The organism is Endozoicomonas sp. SESOKO4, assembly GCF_024606275.1.
This window is the reverse complement of record NZ_JAHHPS010000663.1, coordinates 1-2010: the sequence shown is the minus strand read 5'-3', so window position 1 is coordinate 2010 and position 2010 is coordinate 1. Positions and strand designations below refer to the sequence as shown.

3 protein-coding genes are annotated in these 2010 nt (G+C 50.7%); 1 reads left to right on the top strand and 2 read right to left on the bottom strand.

Annotated features, from left to right (window positions below):
* Positions 1-209 (bottom strand): hypothetical protein (locus KDK16_RS12885; RefSeq protein ID WP_257276434.1); only part of this gene is annotated, 209 nt, incomplete at its 3' end.
* 157 nt (positions 210-366) lie between these two features.
* Entirely contained in the window at positions 367-1713 is a 1347-nt protein-coding gene (locus KDK16_RS12880) for an NCS2 family permease (RefSeq protein WP_306670810.1), read from the bottom strand.
* 62 nt (positions 1714-1775) lie between these two features.
* On the opposite strand from KDK16_RS12880, the gene KDK16_RS12875 reads away from it, so the two are divergent.
* A partial coding sequence (locus KDK16_RS12875) for a C2H2-type zinc finger protein (RefSeq protein WP_257276433.1) occupies positions 1776-2010 on the top strand: 235 nt, incomplete at its 3' end.

The window sequence follows — 2010 nt, the reverse complement described above, 5'->3', positions numbered from 1 at the left end:
TAGTTACCGCAGCCCGTTCCGTACATCAAGGTGATGATCTGAAGTTTGTTTCGCCTGCCTGGTTTGTCATCGGGTGGCATGCCTGACCCTGAATATCCGTTTGTGCTGGTTATGCTCGTCGAAGCCCCATTCTGGTTAACCTCAACGATAAAACGGTAAGTCTGTGGCCCAACCGGGCAAACGAAAGGCACAAAAACCAATACGTGCAAGAGTAGACTTTTAATGGTTCTATCCTTTGTTTTCTATGGATAGGAGCAGTGAGGATAGACGAGCGGATAAGGGGCACGGTATCAAAACGTGATTGAGAATTTTTGCCTGAAGAGAGTTAACAGGCTTGCTCACCTTAAATGAGCAAGCCAGACAGGCTCAGACGCCAAAGAAGACAAATTTTAGGGCAAAGAGCACTGCTAATACCCAGACACTGATACTGACATCGCTGGAACGTCCAGCCAGAACTTTAATCACCGGGTAAGCGATGAACCCCAGAGCGATACCATTAGCAATAGAGAAGCTCAGTGGCATCATGATCGCTGTCATCATGACCGGTCCGGCTTCTGTCAGATCATTCCAGTCAATATTGGCCAGGCTACCTACCATCAGAACGGCAACATAAATCAAGGCTCCCGCTGTTGCATAAGCGGGTACCATGCCAGCCAGGGGAGAGAAGAAAGCACATAGCAAAAACAGCACACCGATGGTGACCGCTGTCAGACCTGTGCGACCTCCTGCGGCCACACCTGAAGCACTTTCAACATAAGAAGTCACAGTCGGTGTACCCATCAACGCTCCCGCCCAGGAAGCTGTACCGTCAGTCACCATGGCTCTGTTCATGTTGTGCATCTTGCCATTTTTGTCTGCCAGGCCCGCCTTGTCGCCCACAGCAATCAGGGTACCCGTGGTATCAAACAGATTGACGAACATGAAGGCAATAATGACACCCAGCATTTCAGGGTTCAGAGCGCCCATAATGTCCAGCTCACCGACGATGGGCATCACGCTGGGCGGCGCTGAAGCGACACCAGTAAAAGCAACATCACCAGCCAGCAGAGCAATGGCGGTCACAACGGCGATAGCGATCAGCACAGCGGCTTTGAGACCACGGAAGGCCAGACCCAGAATAAGAAACAAACTGAGACAGGCCATCATGGGGCCAAACTGAGTGATGTCCCCCAACGTCACTATGGTGCCCGGGCTGGCCACCACAATACCGGCATTTTTAAGGCCAATCAGTGCCAGGAAGAGACCAATGCCGCTGGTGATTCCGACTCTGAGACCAACAGGAATGCTGTCTACAATCCATGCCCTGACTTTGAACAGGCTCAACAGCATGAAGCCTATGCCGCCCCAAAATACAGCACCCATGGCTTCTTGCCAGCTATAACCCATGCCGAGCACCACTGCATAGGCAAAGAAAGCATTCAACCCCATACCAGGAGCCAGTCCCACAGGCCAATTAGCATAAAGACCAATGGCAATGGTACTGAGACCTGCAACCAAACAGGTGGCAGTGAACAGAGCCCCTTTATCCATGCCGGCATCACCCAGCATTCCCGGTATGACGAACACCACATAACACATGGTAATAAAGGTCGTAAGACCTGCCATCAGTTCAGTTTTTACCGTCGTGTTTTTGGCTTTGAGTTCGAAGAGACGGTCGAGCAGTGATCCACTCTTCTCCCCACCCACAGAGGGTGCCATTTCAGCGTTATCCATTCCAGACTCCTTATATTTGTTGTTCTTATCGATGCAATAATCCAACCAACCGATCAAAACTGATGATACTGAGCTTACCCAGATTTCACAAAAGAAGATATCACACAGGAGAGCAAACCTGCCCTGTGTGCGAGAAGACCCTGCCAAACGCTCAGTCCTTTTCGACTCATAAAAGTCGCTATCACATCGGAGAACAAACCTGCCCTGAGTGCAGGAAGGCCTTGCCAAACTCACAAGCCCTGTCGGATCACAAAAGAAAAGATCATACCGGAGAGCAAACCTGCCCTGAGTGCCAGA

Coding starts and splice junctions, on each gene's coding strand:
- KDK16_RS12880 (WP_306670810.1), bottom strand. CDS start 1,713: ATGGATAACGCTGAAATGGCACCCTCTGTGGGTGGGGAGAAGAGTGGA.